Origin of the sequence: Methylobacterium oryzae (assembly GCF_021398735.1) — a bacterium.
Classification (GTDB): Bacteria; Pseudomonadota; Alphaproteobacteria; order Rhizobiales; family Beijerinckiaceae; genus Methylobacterium.
In genome coordinates this window covers 5,745,038-5,762,092 of the sequence record NZ_CP090349.1, presented here as the reverse complement: position 1 = coordinate 5,762,092, position 17,055 = coordinate 5,745,038, and the positions used below count along the sequence as shown (strand labels likewise).

Genomic DNA, 17,055 nt, shown 5'->3' with positions numbered 1-17,055 from the left:
TCACGCCTCGGCTTCGGCCTCGGGCCCGTCCGAGCGCGCGCCGCGGGCGACCTCGCGCATCGCCGCGTCCGGAAGCGGCCGCTGGAGCCGGAGCGCCTCCGCGGTCGGCGCCTCCAGCCACGTCGCCCACTCCTCCGGCTTCGTGAGCAGGACCGGCATCGCCTTGGGATGGACCGGCCCGACGACGCCGTTCGCCTCCGTGGTCAGGAAGGCGAAGAGCCGGTGCTCCTCCGCGACCCGGTCGGGGTTCTCGCGCTTCGTGCCCCGCACGCCGGTCCAGGGCCGCCAGATCCCCGCGAAGGCGAAGAGCGGCCGGTCCTCGTCGAGGGCGAACCAGACCGGCGTCTTGCGCGGCTTGGTGTCGGCGTACTCGCTGAAGGCGGTGACCGGCACGAGGCAGCGATGGGCGACCCCGAGCCAGGGCCGCCAGTGCGGGCTCGCGACGTTGCGCACGTTGGTGATCGGATGCTCGCCGAACGCCTTCGGCCCCGGCATGCCCCAGCGCATCATCGCGAGGTCGCGGCCGGTCGCGCCGTTCAGGACCACAGGCGCCAGCTGGTCGGGAAAGATAGCCGGCAACAGCGGGAGGTTTCCGGTGCGATCCTCCGCGATCTCGAAGGCCCGGCGCAAGTCCGCCGGGCCGGTTCGCAGGCTGTAGAGATTGCACATGGACACCCCGCGTGGTCGGTGAGCGCGTTGCCGGCTCTACACGCTTTCGGGACGCCGCGCCCAGCCCGGCGGAGAGGGGCGTCCCGGCCGATCGCCGACCGGGACGCCGCCGCCTCAGTTCAGGTGGAACACCACCTTCACGCAGCCGTCCTTCTTGTCGCGGAAGGTCTTGTAGAGGTCCGGGCCCTCCGCGAGATCCTGCGAGCGGTGGGTGATCAAGGAGGTCATGTCGATCTTGCCCTCTTGGATCAGCTTGGTCAGCGGCTCGAGGTAGCGCTTCACGTGCGTCTGGCCGCTCTTGAGGGTCAGGCCCTTCTGGACGATCGCCCCCATGTTGACCGGAATCGGGCCGCCGTAGACGCCCGGCACCGAGACGATCCCGCAGGGGCGGACCGCGTTGATGGCCTCGGCCAGCGCGTAGGGGCGCTCGGTGGCGGTGAGCTTCTCCTGCACCGTCGACAGCATGCCGGTGAGGCCGCCGTGGCCGGCGCTCGCCTCCATGCCGACGCAGTCGATCACGCCGTCGGCGCCCTGGCCCTTGGTGATCTCCTTGATCCGCTCGAACACGTCCTCGTTCATGAAGTCGATGACGTCGGTGGCACCGGCCTTCTTGGCCAGGGCGATCCGCTCGGGCACGGTCTCGATGGCGATGATCCGCTCGGCCCCCATGATCTTCGCGGACTGGATCGCGAAGATGCCGACCGGGCCGGTGCCCCAGACCGCGATCGTCTCGCCGCCCCGGATCTCGCAGTGCTCGGCGCCCTGCCAGCCGGTGGGCAGGATGTCGGTGAGGAACAGGACGGATTCGTCGTCCATGCCGTCCGGCACCTTCATGGGGGCGACGTCCGCCATGGGCACGCGCACGTACTCGGCCTGGCCACCCGCGTAGCCGCCGGTGAGGTGCGAGTAGCCGAACAGGCCGGCCGTCGTGTAGCCGAACTGCGCGGCCGCCATCTCGGCGTTGCGGTTCGACCGCTCGCAGACCGAGAAGTTGCCGAGCTTACACTGCCGGCATGCACCGCAATTGATGTTGAAGGGCACCACGATCCGGTCGCCCTTCTTGAACTTGGTGAAGCCCTGTCCGACCTCGACGACTTCGCCCATGAATTCGTGGCCGAGGACGTCGCCGCTCTTCATGGTCGGCATCAGGCCGTCCATCAGGTGCAGGTCCGAGCCGCAGATCGCGCAGCTCGTCACCTTGATGATGACGTCGCGGGAATCCTCGATGACCGGATCCGGGACCGTGTCGCAGCGGATGTCGTTGCGGCCGTGCCAGCACAATGCCTTCATGGCGTCGTCTCTCCGGAAGCTCTCGGGATTGCGGCCGTCTCGGCCGCTCTCCCGTAAAGCCCGCCTCGGCACGGCCAAGTTCCGGCGTCGCCGTCCGGGCGACCGCGGCGAAGGGGTTTACGAATGTTTCACGTGAAACAGCCCCGTTCACCGTCGCTTTACGACTCGCGCCGGCCCGGTCCGGATCAGGCGATCCCGTCGATGCCGATGCCGAGCTGCTCGGGCCCCCGGAGCGACGCGCCCGGCCGGTAGGGCGGCGGATCGACCGCGAGCCGCGGGGCGACGAGGCGGCGGCTCAGCGCCACCAGGGCGATCTCGGCCTCGAGCCGCGCCAGGGGCGCGCCGACGCAGTAGTGCAGGCCCCCGCCGAAGCCGAAATGCTCGATGTCGCCCCGGTCGGGATCGAAGCGGTCTGGCTCCGCGAACCGGTCGGGATCCCGGTTCGCGGCGGCGAACATCAGGATGACGGGTGCCCCCTTGGGGATCATCTCGCCGGCCACCGCGATCGCGCCGAGGGCCTTGCGGGTCCGGAAGTGCACCGGCGGCTCGTAGCGCAGGACCTCCTCGATCAGCCGCGGCGCGCGCTCCGGATCGGCCCGGAGCCGCTCCAGCTCCTCGGGGTGCCGGAGCAGGGTCAGCATGGCGTTGGTGATGAGGTTCACGGTGGTCTCGTGACCGGCGACCAGCAGCAGGACCGCCGTCGACAGGAGGTCGAAGTCGCTCATCTGCTTCCGGCCGTCCGGACCGGGGGCGGCGAGGCCGCTCAGCATGTCGTCGGCCGGGCGCCGCCGTTTCTCGCGGATGAGGTCGCGCATGTAGGCGGCGATCTCGTCGAAGGCGCCGACGATCTGGCGCCGGGTCGCGTCGTCGTGGCGCGCGTCCGGCTCGACGGCCGTGGCGAGCTGCGTCGCCCAGGCCTGGAACCGCGGCTCGTCCTCGCGTGGCACGCCGAGCAGCTCGCAGATCACCGTCACCGGCAGCGGGTAGGAGAGGTCGCTCACGAGACAGACCTCCCGCCGGTCCCGGCAGGCGTCGATCAGGCCGTCCACCTCCCGGGCGATCCGCGGCCGCAGCGCCTGAACCCGCGCGATCGAGAATTCCCGCATCACCAGGCTGCGCAGCCGGTCGTGGTCCGGGGGATCGCGGAAGATGAACGGGCGGTGCGTGGCGCTGATGCGGTTCTTGATCGGGTTGAGGATCAGGTCCTTGAGCGGATTGCCAGTGCGGGGCCGCCGAGGCGGTGGCAGATCCTCGGAGCTGAGCCGCGGGTCGAACAGCAGGCTGCGGATCGCCGCGTGCGTGGAGACGACGTAGCTGCCGTCGCGCTGGCGGGAGACCGGCTGCTGCCGCAACCGTCGATAGAGCGGGTACGGGTCGGCCCGGTTGGCCGGATCCATCACGGCGGCGAACAGCGCGTCGTCAGACATGGACGGCCTCGGTGGAAGGCGGCGCCGGGGCGGCGCGGCGCGGTGTCGGGAAGCCCGGGGCCGCCATCTCGACGCGCGGCCGGTCGGTGGCGTCGGTGATCGGCGGGAACGGGTCGCCGGCCGTGATCGCCTCCGCGTAGGCCGGCAGCCAGCGCGCCTGATCGAACGAGACGGCCGCGATGCTGCGCCCGGCGCGTCCGTAGACGGCGAGGAAGCGGCGGGACGCCCGCGACCCCTGCACCACCGCGACGGAATCGGCGCCGTCGGGGAGGCCGACCAGCTTTATGTTGATCCCGAACTGGCTCGACCAGAAGGCCGGCAGGTGGCCGTAGGGGCGCTGCTCGCCGGGGCCGGCCAGCATGTTGCGCGCGGCGTGGGCGGCCTGCTCGACGGCGTTGCCCCAGTGCTCCACGGCGATCAGCCGATTGCCGTAGAGCGGGATCGGCCACCGAGCGACGTCGCCCGCGGCGTAGATGTCCGGGCAGGGCACCCCGTCGGCGTCGAGGACCCGGCAGGCGGCGTCGCAGGTCACGCCGCCGGCATCGGCGCGCAGGCCCGCGCCCCGCAGCCAGCCCGTCGCCCGGGTCGCCCCAAGGGCGGCGATGACGAGGTTGGTCTCGACGGTGCTGCCGTCCGCCAGCCGGGCCCGGGCGACGTGCCCCGCCGCGTCGCCCTCGAACGCCCGCACCATCGTGCCGGGGTGGAACGTGGCGCCGGATTCGCGCAAACGCTCGGCGATCACGCCGCCGACGAAGGTCCCGAGACCCCGGGCCAGGGGCGCGGCGTTCGGGTCGATCAGGGTCACGGGCAGGCCGAGGTCGCGCAGGCAGGAGGCCGCCTCGCAACCGATCAGGCCGCCGCCGACGATGAGCACCTGCCGCGGGCGCGCCAGCAGGGCGTCCCGCAGGGCGGCCGCGTCGTCGCGCCCGCGCAGGGTGAAGATGCCGGCGAGCCCGCCGCCGGTCTCGGCCGGCCAGGGCCGGGCCTCGGCGCCGGTGGCGATGAGCAGGGCCTCGTAGGCCAGCGCCGACCCGTCGGCGAGCCGGAGCGTGCGGGCTGCCCGGTCGAGGGCGACGGCCGGGCTCCCGAGACGCCAGCGGGCGCGCAGATCCGCCAGTTCCGGCAGCCGGGTCGCGTCGGCGGCGAGTTCCCCGGCGAGCACGTGCTTCGACAGGGGCGGCCGGTCGTAGGGCCGGTACGGCTCGGCGCCGACCAGCGTGAGCGGGCCGTCGTACCCGCCCCGCCGCAGCGTCTCGGCGCCGCGCAGGCCGGCGAGGGAGGCGCCGACCACGACGATGCCGGCGGGTTCGGGGGTCACGGCGCGTCTCCGTCGTCCGGGCCGGCCTGGAGGCTGATGGCGCGGACCGGGCAGGCCTGCACGGCCCGCTCGATGGCGCCGCGGCGATCGGCCGGCGGCGCGGGATCGTAGAACAGGATCTCGTGGCCGCGGATCGCGAAGGCGTCCGGCGCGGCGTAGCAGCACTGGGCGTAGCCCTGGCAGCGGTTGAGATCCACGACGACCCGGAGCGCCGCGGTGTCGGAGGCCGGCATCACGCCGACCTCGCCAGCCGGCGCGCGGTCCCGGCATCGGTCCCGGCGCGCGCGAGATCGTCCAGAGCCGTCAGGATCGACGCCATGGCGTCCCGGGCCGCGAAGGCGTCCCGCAGCGCCCCGGCGCGCGCCCGGAAGTCGGGCTCGCCGAGCACCCGCGCCACCGCGGCGCCGACCGCCTCCGGGGCCGGCGCGCTGGTCCCGAGGTTGATCCCGACGCCGGACCAGCCGATGCGCGCGTTCACCTCCGCCTTGTCCTCGGTCAGGCCGGCCGACACGATCGGCACGCCGGCGGCGAGCGCCTGCGAGACGCTGCCGTAGCCGCCGTTGGTCACCAGCACGCTCACCCGCGGCAGCAATTCGCGGAACGGCAGGAAGCACGACACCCGGGCGTTGGCCGGGACCGGAACCTTCAGCGCGTCCACCGGGCGGCCGCCGGTGGTGGCCAGGACCAGCAGATCGTCCCGGTCGGCCAGGGCGGTCAGTGTCGGCTCGACCAGCTCGCCGAAATCCGCGTTGGCCAGTGTGCCCTGGGTGACCAGCACGACGGGCCGGCCCGCCGCGTTCGCCGCCTCCAGATCGGGCCACCAGTCCGGGAGCGGCGCGGGCGGCGTCGGCGGATCGAGCAGGCCGATGAAGCGCAGGCCGGGCGGCAGGGTGCCGTACTCGTACTCGAAGCCCGGCACGGTCGGCTGCAGGAACAGGTCCGGCAGGACCACGATCGAGTGGGGCAGGGACGCCGGCAGGGGCGGCAGGCCGAGCGCGGCGAGCTTCGCGTCCGTGTAGGCCCGCACCGGGTTGACGAAGGCCGCGTCCATGCCGGCCTTCAGGGTCGCGTAGCGGACGAGATCGTCCCGGTCGCGGGCCGGCGGCAGGCCGAGGCCCACGGGCGCGTGGTCGGGCCGGTCGAGGAACAGGATGCTGACGTTGACGGTCACGATCGGCGGCCGCGGCGCGCTGTCGAGCAGCAGCGGCAGCGCGCCCAGGAACATGCTGCCGGCCAGGATCACGTCGGGCGCCTCGGCCGCGATCAGCGCCCGCAGGGCGGCGGCCTGGACCGGCATCGGATCCACGAACCGCCGCTCGAACTCGCGGCGGTAGCGCTCCGGGCCGGCCGGCAGCTCGGTCTCGCGGTACTCGGCCGCGTGGTTGTCCGCGTAGGGCGTGAAGCGCAGGCCCGCCGCCTCGACCTTCGGCCGGAAGGCCGGGTCGGTGAGCACGAGGACGTCGTCCCCCCGGGCCGCCACCGTCCGACCGATGGCGAGGAGCGGGTTCACGTGGCCGGTGAGCGGCGTCGCGGCGATCAGGATCTTCATCACGGCCTCCTCGAGCGCCCCCGGTCGGGCCGGCGTCGCTCCTGCTCGGGTGCCGGCGCCTTCACGCGCGGGTGCCCCGTGGCCCCCGGCGCGCCGGACTCACAGGGGAAATCGCGGCCGGTCCAGCGCAGTTACACAACCCCAAGGTGCTTGGTGCGGCGCCGCACCATGGCATCCGGTTGAAGTCCGACGCAATATCGGAGTGTCACAGGCCACAGCGATCGTGCGGCCTGCCGGATTTCGGCGCCTCCACCGTTCGGATGACGCGTCACGGACGCCCGACCGCGACGGCCGGCGGCGCCGTCAGTCGACCACGACGACCCGGTTCGGCAGCTCGTCGGGATCGCCCGGGCCCGCGGGGAGATGCTCCGCCAGGCAGGCCCCGACGCGCGCGACCGCCGCCGTCAGGCCGTCCTCGATCGCGCCGCGCCCGAGCGCCGGTATGAGCTCGGCGAGGATCCCGTCCCAGGCGGAGGGCGGGATCTCCCGCAGGACGCCGAGATCGGTGACGATCTCGGCGTGCCGCTCGGCGAGCGACAGGTAGAGCAGGATGCCGGTGCGCCGGCGCGTCAGGCTCAGGCCGCGCGACCAGAAGGCCCGCCGGGCCGCCTCCCGGGCGCGGGCGCGGCGCAGACGGCGCGGCACCAGGGCCATGCGCAGCCGCTCGTTCTGGCTCGCCGCGAGGATCGCCGTCACGAGGGCTGCCTGCGCCAGCAGGATCGACGCGGCGCTCCAGGCCGTCAGGGCGATCAGCGGCCAGGGCAGGACCAGCGCCGCGACGAGGGCGGTGAGCAGCACGATCGAGCGGTAGGCGCCGGCGCGTCGGCTCACCATCACGACGATCTCGCCGGAGGTCCCGGCCTCCGCGCGCCCGACCGCCTGGGCGAGCCGCTCCCGCGCTTCCGGAGTCAGGACAGCCGCGCGTCTACCAGTCACCGGAGGCCCCTCCGCCGCCCGACGAGCCGCCGCCGCCGGAAAATCCACCGTCGAAACCGCCCGAGGAGCCGCCCGACCCGCCGTCCGAGAAGCCGCCGCCCCACCCGCCCGAGCCGGGGCCCGGCAGGATGACGAGGCCGCCGGGTCCCGACCGGCCGCCCCGGCTCATGCGCCACGCGACGAACACCACGATCAGGAGCAGGACGACGAAGACCGCCACCTGGGCGGGATCGACCTCGTCGGACCGCACCTGCGGCTTGCGCTGCCAGTCCTGCGCGTCGCCGGCCAGGATCGACAGGATGCCGTCGACGCCGGCGTCGAGGCCGCCGAAATAGTCGCCGGTCTTGAAGCGCGGCGTGATGGCGCCGGCGATGATCACCTTGGACAGGGCGTCGGTCAGCGCCCCCTCCAGGCCGTAGCCGACCTCGATCCGGACCTTCCGCTCGCTCGGGGCCACCAGCAGCAGGACGCCGTTGTTGGTCTTGGCCTGCCCGAGTTTCCAGTCCCGGAACAGGCGGTTGGCGTAGTCCTCGACGGTCGTGCCCTGCAGGTTCGGCACCGTGGCGACGACCACTTGGTCCGAGGTCTTGTCCTCGTGCGCCTTCAGCTTGGCCTCGAGGGTGCCGCGCTGCTCCGGCGTCAGGATGCCGGCCGCGTCGACGACGCGGCCGGTCAGCGCCGGGAAGGTCAGCTCGGCCCCCAGCGCCCCGAGCGCGAAGACCGTCAGGCAGGCCGCCAGGACGGCGAGCGACAGGGCGAGCCGCACCCGGTCGGGCAGGATCCCGCCCCGGGTCCGGGTCATGGTCGGTCCTACGCGCCGCCCCACGCGCCGCATCCTAGAACTTCACGTTCGGCGGCCGGTCGGCGTTCGGCGTCGCCGTGAAGGTCTCCATCGGCTTGGCGTCGGGGTACAGCACGGCCGCGATCCAGCGGCCCGGGATCGTGCGCACCTCGGTGTTGTAGGCCTGCACGGCCGTGATGTAGTCGCGCCGCGCCACCGCGATGCGGTTCTCGGTGCCCTCCAGCTGGGATTGCAGGGCGAGGAAGTTCTGGTTCGACTTGAGGTCGGGATACCGCTCCACCGTCACCAGCAGGCGTCCGAGCGCGCCCGAGAGCTGGTTCTGGGCGTCCTGGTACTCCTTGAACTTCTGCGGATCGCTGACCGTGGAGGCGTCGACCTTCACGCTGGACGCCTTGGCGCGCGCCTCGGTGACGCCGATCAGCACGTCCTTCTCCTGCTGCGCGTAGCCCTTCACGGTCTCGACGAGGTTGGGGATCAGGTCGGCCCGCCGCTGGTACTGGTTCTGCACCTCGCTCCACGCGGATTTGGCCTGCTCCTGCAGCGTCGGCACCCGGTTGACCGCCCCGCAGCCGGAGAGACCCGCGGCCACCAGGATCACCGAGAGCACGCCGAGGAGGCGCGCCGCGGGCGATGTCCGGCGCACCGCGCCGGCCGTCAGCGTCGTTCCCATATCGTCCCCCATCTGCCGGCCGAGACTCGGCCGCTTGATCACGAGCCCGAGAGATAAGGGCCGGAACCGCCAAGGTAAGGCCCTCGCCCGACGGGTCTTGAAGGTTTGTGGCGCGGCCCGCTAAGGGCGTCGGCAACGGACCGGGCCGGCGCACGTTCGGACCCTCGAGCCGATGGTCCGGCCGAGGACCGATCGGCGCGGCGCCGCGGAGGCCGGGAATGGATGCAGCACTCGCCGACGATGTCAGGGCCGCCAGCGCCGACGCGCGGCGCCACGCCCGGGCGTACCGGGCGCCGTCCGGCAAGGACGCGCTGCCCTGGTCGGTCATCGCGACGTTCGACGCCCGGGTCCGGGGCCACCTCGCCCGCGATCCGCGGATCGAGGACGAGCGCGACCGCGTCCTGATCGCCGCCGTGAAGCTCGCAGAGACGCCGGTCGAGGAGGGGGACGAGAGCGTCGCCGCGGCGCGCGCCCACCTCGTCGACGCGATCGACTACCTGGAGCAGGCTGTGCTGCGCTTCGGCCTCGTCAACCGGGAGGGGGCCAAGGCCGGTCTCGGCACCTACGGCCAGCCGGTCGGATCCCGCGACTGACGGCGCGCCCGGACCGAGCCGCCGGATGTCCGCCGACCTGCCCGCGGCCGCGACCCTGAGCCGCCTCGACCTGAAGACGCTCCGGCTGTTCGCGGCCATCTGCGCGGAGGGGACCCTGAACGGCGCGGCCCGCCGGGCGGCGATCGCGCCCTCGGCGGTGAGCAAGCGCCTCGCCGAGCTGGAGCACGCGCTGGGCTGCACGCTGCTCACCCGCGAGCCGCGCGGCATGCGGCTCACCCCGGCGGGCGAGACCCTGCTGCACCACACCCGGCGGATGCTGGCGAGCGCCGAGCAGATCGCCCTGGAACTCGCCGAGCACGCCCGGGGCGTGCGCGGCTTCGTGCGGGTGCTCGCCAACCTCTCGGCCATCGTGGAGTTCCTGCCCGAGGACCTGCAGGCGTTCCTGGCGGCGCAGGACGGGATCCGGGTCGACCTGGAGGAGCGGCCGAGCGGAGGCGTCGTCGCCGGCGTCGAGGAGGGCTTCGCCGATCTCGGCCTCTGCGCGGGCAACACCGACACCCGCAGCCTCACCGCCTACCCGTACCGGAGCGACCGCCTCGTCCTGGTGATGCCGGCCGGACATCCCCTGAGCGGCCGCGGCGCCGTCGCGCTGGCCGACACCCTCGACTACGACCATGTCGGGCTGCACGCGGAGAGCTCGATCTACGCCGCCCTGCGCGACGAGGCCCGGCGCCTCGGCCGGCCCCTGCGGTTGCGCATGCACGTCCCGAGCTTCGACGCGATCTGCCGCATGGCGCAGGTCGGGCTCGGCCTCGGGACCGTGCCGGAGCGCGTCTACGCCCTGCTCGGCCCCCCGATGCGGCTCGGCGCGGTGCCGCTCACCGATCCCTGGGCCGTGCGCACGCTGCGCCTCGTCGTCCGCCCGGGCGCCCTGTCGCCCGCGGCCGCCCTCCTGCTGGAGCATCTCCGGGAGGCCGGGCGCTGAGCCCGCGTTCTCCGTCGGCGAACGCAGGGTGGTGCATGGCGTTTGGACTTGGCTACCGGAAGAGCCCTATCTCCGGGGCAACAAACGATGGAGGAAAGCCGTGTCCGGTCCGCTCAGCGGTATCCGCGTTCTCGAGCTCGGTCAGCTGATCGCCGCGCCCTTCGCGACGCGGCTGATGGCCGAGTTCGGCGCCGAGGTCATCAAGGTCGAGCCCCCGGGTGAGGGCGATCCCCTCCGGAAGTGGCGCAAGATGCACGAGGGCACCTCGCTCTGGTGGTACCTGCAGTCGCGCAACAAGAAGTCGATCGCCGTCAATCTGAAGTCGCCCGAGGGGCTCGACATCGTCAAGCAGCTCGCCGCGAGCGCCGACGTGGTGGTCGAGAACTTCCGTCCCGGCGGCCTGGAGAAGCTCGGCCTCGGCTGGGACGTGCTCTCCGCCCTCAACCCGAAGCTCGTGATGGTCCGGATCTCGGGCTACGGCCAGACCGGCCCCTACCGCGACCGGCCCGGCTTCGGCGCCATCGGCGAGTCGATGGGCGGCATCCGCTTCACCACCGGCAGCCCGGAGGCCCCGCCGGCCCGGGTCGGCGTCAGCATCGGCGACACCCTTGCCTCGCTCCACGGCGTCATCGGCGCGCTGATGGCCCTGCTGCGGGTCAAGACCGGGCAGGGCGCGGGCCAGGTCATCGACGTCTCGCTCGTCGAGAGCGTGTTCAACGTCATGGAGAGCCTCGTCCCGGAATACGACCTGCTGGGCGAGGTCCGCACCCGCACCGGCGGCGCCCTGCCGGGCATCACCCCGTCGAACACCTACCCGACGCGGGACGGCGGCTACGTGGTCATCGCCGGCAACAGCGACCCGATCTTCCGCCGCCTGATGACGGCGATCGGCCGGCCCGACCTCGCGGACGACCCGGCGCTGCGCAACAACGAGGGACGCTCCAGGCAATCCGCCATGCTGGACGGCACCATCGCCGACTGGTCGAAGACGCAGACGGTCGAGGAGGCGCTCGCCGCCCTCGACGCCGCCGACGTGCCGGCCGGCCGCATCTACTCGGTGGCCGACATCGTGGCCGACCCGCATTATCAGGCGCGCGACATGATCCTGCAGGCGGAGCTGCCCGGCGGGACCGCGGTGAAGATGCCCGGCATCGTCCCGAAGCTCTCCGACACGCCCGGCGAGGTCCGCTGGCAGGGGCCGGCCCTCGGCGCCCACACCGATTCCGTGCTCGCCGAGCTCGGTCTCGACCCGGCGCGCATCGCCGCGCTGCGCGAGAAGGGAGCCGTGGCATGAGCGGCGACGCGCTGATCGTCCAGGAGGTCGCGACCCGCGACGGCTTCCAGATCGAGCCGGTCTTCGTGCCGACGGCGGAGAAGATCCGCCTGATCGACGCCCTGGCGGCGGCCGGCTTCAGCCGGATCGAGGTCTCGTCCTTCGTCTCGCCGAAGGCGGTGCCGGCGCTCGCCGACGCGGCCGAGGTCTTCTCCGGGATCCGGCGCCGGTCCGGGACCGTCTACGTCGCCCTGGTGCCGAACCCGAAGGGCGCCGAGCGGGCGCTCGCCGCCAGGGTCGACGAGATCAACCTCGTCGCCTCGGTGAGTGAGACCCACAACCGCGCCAACATGGGCATGAGCCCGGCCGACTCGATCGCCGGCTTCGCGCGGATCATGGATTCGGTGCGCGGCGCCCCACTCAGCACCAACGCCACGGTGGCGACCGCCTTCGGCTGCCCGTTCGAGGGCGACCAGCCGGCCGACAGGGTCGTCGCGCAGGTGGAGCGCTACCTGTCGCTGGGCGTCGACGGGGTGACGCTGGCCGACACGACCGGCATGGCCAATCCCCGGCAGGTGAGCCGCCTCGTCGCGCGGGTCCTGCCCCTGGTCGGTCCCGGGCGCCTGACGCTCCACTTCCACAACACGCGCGGCCTCGGCCTCGCCAACGTGCTGGCGGCCTACGACGCGGGCGCCCGGCGCTTCGATGCGGCGCTCGGCGGCCTGGGCGGCTGCCCGTTCGCGCCCGGTGCCACCGGCAACATCTGCACCGAGGATCTCGTCAGCATGGCCCACGAGATGGGCCTGCCGACAGGCCTCGACCTCCCGGCGCTGATCGGCCTGTCGCGGGACCTGCCGCGCCTCGTCGGCCACGACGTGCCCGGCCAAGTCGCCAAGGCTGGACGGCCCTGCGACCTGCATCCGGCCCCCGCCCGGGCGGCCTGAGCCGGAGACGGGGAGGGGCGGGCTCACAATGGCCGGCCCCACGCGTTGGACGCGACGCGCTCCCTCTCCCGTTCGGGAGAGGGTCGGGGTGAGGGATGAGAACTCTCCGGATGCGGCACACCGTCGACGCGCCGGCAGGACGCTTCTCATCCAGACAGACCTGATCCCTCACCCTGTCCCTCTCCCGCACGGGAGAGGGTACCCGCGCCTCGTCCGGCGAAGGCGGCGTCGCCGTCGTGTGCCGTGAGCTGCGCCCGAACCTGACTTCGCGGGAAGCCGCCCGCCCGAAGGCGGCACCGCCCACGACACGTCCCTCAAGAACACACCACGGAGGAAACCATGACTGCAGCCCTGTCCGGGTCGCCGGCCGCCGCCGAGGCCGGCGCGGTGACGGAGACCGGCGTCGTCCACAAGGTCGCGTGGCGGCTCATGCCGCTGATCATGATCTGCTACATGTTCGCGTTCTTCGACCGCATCAACATCAGCTTCGCCAAGTTCCAGCTCCAGAGCGACCTCGGCTTCAGCAACGTCGCCTACGGGCTCGGCGCGAGCATGTTCGTCGTCGGTTACGTGATCTTCGAGGTGCCCTCGAACCTGTTCCTCTACCGGGTCGGGGCGCGGCGCTGGATCGCCCGGATCATGATCTCCTGGGGCATCGCCACCGCGCTGATGATCTTCATCCGCAGCGAGTGGCACTTCTACGCCCTGCGCTTCCTGATCGGCGCCATGGAGGCGGGCTTCGCGCCGGGCATCCTCTATTACCTGACCATCTGGTTCCCGGCCTCGCATCGCGGCCGCATCACCTCGTTCATGTTCGTGGCCTCGGCCTTCTCGGGGATCTTCGGGGCGCCGGTGGCGGGCCTGATCCTCGGCGGCCTCAACGGCGTCGGCGGCCTCGCCGGCTGGCAATGGCTGTTCCTGGCCGGCGGCCTGCCCTGCCTCGTGCTCGGAATGCTCGTGCTGACGCGCCTCGACGACCGGATCGCCGATGCCCGCTGGCTGTCCGAGCCCGAGAAGGCGCTCCTGTCGAGCCGGATCGCACACCACAACCGGGACATCGGCGACCACTCGCTGATCGGGGCGATCAAGCAGCCCGGCTTCCTGATGATCGCGCTGATCTACTTCCTGCTCCAGATCGGCTCGTACGGTCTGAACTTCTGGGGGCCGGACCTGATCAAGACCGCGAGCGGCGGCCAGGCGGCCTCGGTGGGCTTCCTGACGGCGATCCCCTACATCTGCGGGGCGATCAGCATGGTGGTGATCGGGCGCCTGTCCGACGCCTCGGGCGAGCGGCCGAAATTCGTCGCGGGCCTCGCCATCGCGGCGGCGCTCGGCTTCTTCGGCGCCGGCCTGTTCGACAAGCACATCGTGCCGCTGATGTTCGCCCTGGCGCTGCTGGGGGCCGGCATCGTCGCCTCGATCCCGACCTTCTGGACCCTGCCGGCCAAGCTCGTCACCGGCGTCGGCGCGGCGGGCGGGATCGCGCTGATCAACACGCTCGGGCAGTTCGGTGGCATCGTCAGCCCCGTGATGGTCGGCTGGGTGAAGGATCTCACCGGCTCGACGACGCCCGCCCTTTACGGGATCGGGGTGCTCTGCCTCGTCGCCGCCGGGCTCGCGCTCTTCGCCATGCCGGCGAGCCTGCGCCGGAGCGACCGCGCGGCGTGAGACGGCCCGCCGCCCCGGCGCGGCCGGGGCGGCGGGCCGCGGCTGGCCCCGGAGCGGGGCGAGACGGGCGTGGCCGCACGCTGCGCGGGCGGGATCGGTCAGGCGCGCGACCGCCGCGACCGAGCGGTCCCGGATCGGCGCCGGGGGCCCCCGAGGTTGCGCGCCGCCGGGATCGGCCGATGCCGACATCCGGTTCAGTCGCCGATCTCAGCGGCCGAAATCAGTGAACGTATCAGTAACCATGGCGGGAATGCCGCCGGTTGCGCGGTGGAGCAAAAAACCTCGCGCTGCCGGACAAACCGCCGGCCGCTCATATTGTATATTATCTGCAACCTCAAGAAACGGAGTGAAATCAACTTGAGGTAGAAATCCCTCGGCTGGCCCGTCGTCTCGGTTTCGTCCCGCAAAGCCCGCGCGAGCGGGCCCACCGGAGACGGGGCACGAGGATCGGGACGCCCTCCAACAGCGATGTCTCAGATGGACCACCTCACCGACCACCGTTCAACCTTCATGCTGGAGAAGGTCGGCGCGATCGTCGCGGCCTACGTCTCGCGCAACGCGATCGAGGTCACGGCACTGCCGGCGCTGATCGACCAAGTGCACACGGCGATCGCGGTGCTCCGCTGCGCGCCGTCGGAGTTCGGCGGGGTCGGGCTGAGCCAGTCGCAGGTCGATGCCTCGATCCAGCAGGACGGCCTGATCAGCTTCATCGACGGCCGGTCCTACCAGACTCTGAAGCGCCACCTCACCGCGCACGGCCTCACCCCCGAGCGGTACCGGGCGAAGTACGGCCTGCCGGCCGACTACCCGATGGTGGCCCCGGGCTACGCCGCGCGGCGCTCGGAGATCGCCCGGGCGATCCAGCTCGGCCACAAGGCGGCCTGAGCGATGGCGCCCGACGCTTCCGCGGATCCGGCCCGGGACCGCGCGCCGGTACCGGGGGCGGCGCGCACGAGCGACGCCCTGAGCCGCATCGCCGGCATCCTCGACGTGCCGGTGGCGAGCTTCTACCCGGATGCCGACCGGCCCGACGCGGCCATGACCCAGGCGGCCGACCTCGTCTCGGCCTTCGTGGCGATCGACAGTCCGGCGGCGCGCCGGACCTGCCTGGCCTTCGTGCGGGCGATGGCGAGTTCCTGAAGCGCCGTGGCGCGCTGCGGGAGGCCGGAGACCGGGTCACTTCGTCGGGGGGCGGAGCGCGGTCTCCGGCCCGTCCGGCCGGACCCGCGTCAGAACACGTGGCGCAGGAGGTAGAAGAGAGCGGCCGCGAGGGTGATCGCCGCCGGCAGGGTCAGGATCCAGGCGAGCGCCATGTTGCGCACCGTGGACATCTGGAGGCCCGAGCCGTTGGCCGCCATCGTGCCGGCGACGCCCGACGACAGGATGTGGGTGGTCGAGACCGGCAGGCCGTAGAGCTCGGCCAGCCCGATCGTGCCGGCGGCGACGATCTCGGCCGACGCGCCCTGCGCGTAGGTCAGGTGGGTCTTGCCGATCTTCTCGCCCACCGTGACGACGATGCGCTTCCATCCGACCATGGTGCCGAGACCCAGCGCCAGGGCGACGCAGACCTTGACCCAGCCCGGGATGTAGCGCGTGCCGTCGTTGAGCAGGCCCGCGTAGCGCTTCAGGTCGGCCTTGTCGGCTTCCGAGAAGTCCGCCCCGGCGCCCGGCAGGACGCGCACCGCGTCGGCGGCGAGGTACATGTCGCTGCGCAGGTTCTGGGTCTGGGCGGCCGGCACCGTGCGGATCGCGCCGTAATTCTTCACGCTGGCGGCGATGTCGTTCGAGAGCGCCGCCAGCGCCGCGTAGACGGGCGGCGTGTTCAGCGCCTTGGTCTTGAGCGCCTCCGTCACGGTCCGGCGCGCGGCCGCGGCGTCCGGCACCGCGGCGCCGGGGGCGCGGGCGGAGAACACCGCGCTCGCCGCCGTCGAGGCCTGCACGAAGGCGGGCGTCGTGTCGTCCGCCATGGTGCGGTTGAGCGCGTAGGCGGTGGGGGCGGCGCCGATCAGGATCAGCATGATCAGGCCCATGCCCTTCTGCCCGTCATTGCCGCCGTGGAAGAACGAGACCAGCGTGCAGGTGAGGATCAGCAGGCCGCGGATCCACGGGGGCGGCGGCGCCTCGCCCGCGGGCGCCTCGTAGAGGTCCCTGCGGCGGACCGTGACCTTCAGGGCGAGCAGCAGCAGCGCCGCGAGCACGAAGCCGCAGACCGGCGAGAACAGCAGCGCCTTGAACACGTTGAGCGCCTGGGTCCAGTCGACGCCCGCGGTGCCGTCGCCGCCGTTCATCAGCTGGTTGGCGAGGCCGACGCCGAGCACCGAGCCGATCAGCGCGTGGGACGACGAGTTCGGCAGCCCGAACGCCCAGGTCCCGAGGTTCCAGATGATGGCCGCCAGCAGCAGCGCGAAGATCATCGCGTAGCCCGCGTGCGAGCCGACGTTGAGGATCAGCTCGACCGGCAGCAGCGTGACGATCGCGTAGGCCACGGCGCCCGAGGACAGCATCACGCCGAGGAAGTTGAAGACGCCCGACCAGATCACCGCGACGAGCGGCGGCATCGAGTGGGTGTAGATCACCGTGGCGACCGCGTTGGCGGTGTCGTGGAAGCCGTTCACGAACTCGAAGGCGAGGGCGATCAGCAGGGCGAGGCCGAGCAGCGCGAAGGCGCCGTAGGCCAGGGGCGCCTCCCCGACCGCGTTCATGTCCGCGATGAGGCTCACCACCGCGTAGCCCAGGCCCGCCACGAGGACGAGCAGGAACGCCACCACCCCGCCGAGATGCATCCCGTGGTCGAGGCGCGGGCCGCCCGCCTTCCGGCCTCCCACCGCTCCCGACGGCATCACGGCGGTATCGGACATGAACCCTCGCGCGGAATCTTTCGTGGTGAGCGGGGATTAAAACCGCGCGGTGACGGTTGGGTGACGGCCCGCGACGCCGCGCGTCGGCGAGCGTGTCCGAGTGCGTGTCCGA

The 17,055-nt window shown here is 72.5% G+C and carries 17 protein-coding genes; 7 read left to right on the top strand and 10 right to left on the bottom strand.

What is annotated here, in order from left to right:
• From LXM90_RS27490 to LXM90_RS27450, 9 genes are all read right to left on the bottom strand, one after another.
• Complete coding sequence (locus LXM90_RS27490) at positions 1-669, bottom strand: SOS response-associated peptidase (protein WP_234081315.1); 669 nt, start codon at positions 667-669, stop codon at positions 1-3.
• Positions 670-783: 114 nt separating this feature from the next.
• On the bottom strand, positions 784-1,959 hold the full coding sequence (locus LXM90_RS27485; protein ID WP_020093789.1) for a zinc-dependent alcohol dehydrogenase: 1,176 nt from the start codon (positions 1,957-1,959) through the stop codon (positions 784-786).
• Positions 1,960-2,144: 185 nt separating this feature from the next.
• On the bottom strand, positions 2,145-3,386 hold the full coding sequence (locus LXM90_RS27480) for a cytochrome P450 (RefSeq protein WP_020093788.1): 1,242 nt from the start codon (positions 3,384-3,386) through the stop codon (positions 2,145-2,147).
• Positions 3,379-4,704, bottom strand: coding sequence for an NAD(P)/FAD-dependent oxidoreductase (locus LXM90_RS27475; RefSeq protein ID WP_020093787.1), 1,326 nt, complete (start codon positions 4,702-4,704; stop codon positions 3,379-3,381). The genes LXM90_RS27480 and LXM90_RS27475 overlap by 8 nt, the downstream gene beginning before the upstream one ends.
• On the bottom strand, positions 4,701-4,937 hold the full coding sequence (locus LXM90_RS27470; protein WP_020093786.1) for a ferredoxin: 237 nt from the start codon (positions 4,935-4,937) through the stop codon (positions 4,701-4,703). Before LXM90_RS27470 ends, LXM90_RS27475 begins: the two co-directional genes overlap by 4 nt.
• Entirely contained in the window at positions 4,937-6,253 is a 1,317-nt protein-coding gene (locus LXM90_RS27465) for a glycosyltransferase (RefSeq protein ID WP_234081313.1), read from the bottom strand. The genes LXM90_RS27470 and LXM90_RS27465 overlap by 1 nt, the downstream gene beginning before the upstream one ends.
• A 303-nt stretch (positions 6,254-6,556) precedes the next feature.
• The gene (locus tag LXM90_RS27460) at positions 6,557-7,189 is read right to left on the bottom strand and encodes a TPM domain-containing protein (RefSeq protein WP_026605021.1); all 633 of its coding nucleotides are present in this window, start codon (positions 7,187-7,189) and stop codon (positions 6,557-6,559) included.
• A complete protein-coding gene (locus tag LXM90_RS27455; RefSeq protein ID WP_234081312.1) occupies positions 7,179-7,991 on the bottom strand; it encodes a TPM domain-containing protein in 813 nt (270 codons plus the stop codon). The genes LXM90_RS27460 and LXM90_RS27455 overlap by 11 nt, the downstream gene beginning before the upstream one ends.
• 34 nt (positions 7,992-8,025) lie before the next feature.
• Positions 8,026-8,649: a LemA family protein gene (locus LXM90_RS27450; protein WP_376738905.1), complete on the bottom strand. Its 624-nt coding sequence runs from the start codon at positions 8,647-8,649 to the stop codon at positions 8,026-8,028.
• 230 nt (positions 8,650-8,879) lie between these two features.
• On the opposite strand from LXM90_RS27450, the gene LXM90_RS27445 reads away from it, so the two are divergent.
• The 7 genes from LXM90_RS27445 to LXM90_RS27415 all read left to right on the top strand — a co-directional run bounded on the left by LXM90_RS27445 (position 8,880) and on the right by LXM90_RS27415 (position 15,225).
• Positions 8,880-9,254, top strand: coding sequence for a hypothetical protein (locus LXM90_RS27445; protein WP_020093781.1), 375 nt, complete (start codon positions 8,880-8,882; stop codon positions 9,252-9,254).
• A 25-nt stretch (positions 9,255-9,279) separates the two neighbouring features.
• Positions 9,280-10,200, top strand: a complete 921-nt coding sequence (locus tag LXM90_RS27440; RefSeq protein WP_020093780.1) for a LysR family transcriptional regulator — start codon at positions 9,280-9,282, stop codon at positions 10,198-10,200.
• A gap of 100 nt (positions 10,201-10,300) precedes the next feature.
• Positions 10,301-11,494 carry a CaiB/BaiF CoA transferase family protein gene (locus LXM90_RS27435; RefSeq protein WP_020093779.1) on the top strand — a complete coding sequence of 398 codons (1,194 nt, stop codon included), beginning with the start codon at positions 10,301-10,303 and terminating at the stop codon, positions 11,492-11,494.
• Positions 11,491-12,417, top strand: coding sequence for a hydroxymethylglutaryl-CoA lyase (locus tag LXM90_RS27430; RefSeq protein ID WP_020093778.1), 927 nt, complete (start codon positions 11,491-11,493; stop codon positions 12,415-12,417). The genes LXM90_RS27435 and LXM90_RS27430 overlap by 4 nt, the downstream gene beginning before the upstream one ends.
• 339 nt (positions 12,418-12,756) lie before the next feature.
• The gene (locus tag LXM90_RS27425) at positions 12,757-14,085 is read left to right on the top strand and encodes an MFS transporter (RefSeq protein ID WP_020093777.1); all 1,329 of its coding nucleotides are present in this window, start codon (positions 12,757-12,759) and stop codon (positions 14,083-14,085) included.
• Positions 14,086-14,562: 477 nt separating this feature from the next.
• Entirely contained in the window at positions 14,563-14,970 is a 408-nt protein-coding gene (locus tag LXM90_RS27420) for a MucR family transcriptional regulator (protein ID WP_020093775.1), read from the top strand.
• Positions 14,971-14,973: 3 nt separating this feature from the next.
• A complete protein-coding gene (locus LXM90_RS27415) occupies positions 14,974-15,225 on the top strand; it encodes a hypothetical protein (protein WP_020093774.1) in 252 nt (83 codons plus the stop codon).
• 89 nt (positions 15,226-15,314) lie between these two features.
• Here the strand turns inward: LXM90_RS27415 and LXM90_RS27410 are convergent, their stop codons facing one another.
• On the bottom strand, positions 15,315-16,943 hold the full coding sequence (locus tag LXM90_RS27410) for an inorganic phosphate transporter (RefSeq protein ID WP_103985855.1): 1,629 nt from the start codon (positions 16,941-16,943) through the stop codon (positions 15,315-15,317).
• Positions 16,944-17,055 lie beyond the last annotated feature (112 nt).